The sequence below is a fragment of the Arthrobacter sp. CAL618 genome (genome assembly GCF_000468215.1).
Taxonomy (GTDB): domain Bacteria; phylum Actinomycetota; class Actinomycetes; order Actinomycetales; family Micrococcaceae; genus Arthrobacter_D.
In genome coordinates this window covers 2709-4949 of record NZ_ASZW01000038.1, presented here as the reverse complement: position 1 = coordinate 4949, position 2241 = coordinate 2709, and the positions used below count along the sequence as shown (strand labels likewise).

At 69.7% G+C, this 2241-nt stretch carries 1 protein-coding gene; it reads right to left on the bottom strand.

The features are described from left to right. A partial coding sequence (locus tag K728_RS0102225) for an FAD-binding and (Fe-S)-binding domain-containing protein (RefSeq protein WP_024475711.1) occupies positions 1-2059 on the bottom strand: 2059 nt, incomplete at its 3' end. Positions 2060-2241 lie beyond the last annotated feature (182 nt).

The following is a 2241-nucleotide window of genomic DNA, read 5'->3' as shown; positions in this document are numbered from 1 at the left end:
CCCGCCGGGCCCCGCCCGACGGCAGCTCGGCGGAATACAGGGGCACCGTGTCGTGCCCCAGCACCGCCCGGGCCAGCCGGTTCGCCGGGACGACGACGGCGTCGGGAACCTTCGCTGCGGCGTCGAGTACCAGCCCACCGCCGCGCGTGACCAGGTTCCACCGGTGCGCTGCCCCGCCCCACGCCAGGTTTGCGGCTCGTCCGGCGTCGTCGCGGCGCAGCCGTTTGACCAGCGACCCCGTGTTGATTTCCACCGGGCACGCGGTCTGGCACATGCCGTCGACGGCGCAGGTCTGGACCGATTCGTAGTCGTAATCGTCCTCGAGCCGCGCCGCCAAGCCGGGGTCGCCGTCGAGCCGTGCCTGCTCGATGGCGCGCAGGGTCACGATGCGCTGGCGTGGGGTAAGGGTGATGTCCTTGCTGGGGCAGACCGGTTCGCAGAAGCCGCAGGAGACGCAGCGGTCCACCTCGGGGGCCACCGGTGGCGCGGTCTTGATGTGGCGGAGGTGGGCCTCCGGGTCGTCGTCGAGGATGATTCCCGGGTTGAGCATGCCGGCCGGGTCGAACAACTGCTTGAGTTCACGCATGATCGAGTACAGCTCAGCGCCGTACTGCCGGCGGACGTACGGCGACATCATGCGGCCGGTGCCATGCTCGGCCTTCAGCGACCCGTTCTCGCCCAGCACCAGATCCACCATGTCCTCGGTAAATGCCCGGTACCGCTCCAGCTCGTCGGGGGCAGCGAACCGGTCGGTGAGCATGAAATGGATGTTGCCGTCCTTGGCATGCCCGAAAATCACGCTGTCGCTGTAACGGTGCTCGCCGAACAGCCTGGTCAGTTCGGTGCAGGTGCGCGCCAGAGCGGGGACGGGGACCACCACATCCTCCAGCAGGGCGGTGGTGCCCGGCGGTCTGGCCCCCGACACCGACGCGTAGAGGCCCTTGCGGAGTTGCCACAGGCTCGCCCGGGCCGCCGGGTCGGAGCTGAAACGGGCAGGTTCGCTCAGCCCGAGACCTGCGAGCAGCCGCGGCTGGTCGCCCTGCAGGTCGTCGAGTTCAGCCGCCGACGACGCCGAATACTCCACCAGGAGTGCGCAGTGCTGCAGAATGTTGAGGCCGCGGACGACGTTGGGAGCCCCCGTCAGGGTCTGACCCACCTTCAGGGAGACGGCGTCCATCAGCTCAGCGGTCGCCGCTCCCGAATCGACCAGGGCGGGCAGGGCTGCAGTCGCGGTTTCCAGGTCCGGGAACACCAGCAGGCCCGTCGCCGCGAACGCCGGGCGGGGAATGGTGCGGAACACCGCCTCGGCGATGAAGCCCAGGGTGCCCTCGCTGCCCACAATCAGGTGGGCCAGCATGTCGGCGGGGGTGTTGAAGTCGAGCAGGGAGTTCAGCCCGTACCCCATGGTGTTCTTCATGGAGAACTGGTGGCGCACCGTCCGCACGGACGCGGGGTTGTCCCGCAGCCGTGCGGATAAGCGCAGCAACCCGTCAAAAAGGTCAGGTTCCAGGGCCCGTAGCCTGGGGTTCGCGTCGGCGGCCGCGGTGTCGACGACGGTGCCGCTGGGCAACACCACCGTCACCGACTCGAGGGTCCGATAGGCGTTGTCAGTGGTGCCGCAGTTCATCCCCGACGAGTTGTTCGCCACCACCCCGCCGATGGTGCACGCCGCTTCGCTGGCGGGGTCCGGGCCGAACTTCCGCCCATACCGGGCCAGCCGGGCGTTGAGTGCCCTCACAGTGACACCCGGCTGGACCCGCACCCGGGCGCCGTCGTCGAGCACCTCGATCTCCCGGAAGTTCCTGCGTACGTCGACCAACACGCTGTCGGTGACAGCCTGCCCGCTCAGGCTGGTGCCTCCCGAGCGGAGGGTCAACGGAAGGCCCTGCGCGGCGCTGGCCCGCAGCAAGGCCCCCACCTCGGCAGCGTCGGAGGGCACCACCACCGCCTGGGGGATGAGCAGGAAGTGCGAGGCGTCGTGGGCGTTGGCGTGCAGGTCGATGGCGCGGGTCTTGACCTGCCCCGGGTCGGCGACTGCCGCGCGCAGGGCGTCGAGCATCCGCGGCGCCGGCCGGGTGCTCAGTGTTTCGCCTTGTACTGCACCGGTTCGGGCAGTCCCGCCTGGCGACGGATGCCGGCCGACAGCCGTTCAATCGATTTCAGGGCGCTGGTGAGGTCGTCGACCCCCACGGGGAAGGGCATGTTGTGGATGGTCTCGCCGGGCACGGTTGCCGCTTCGGC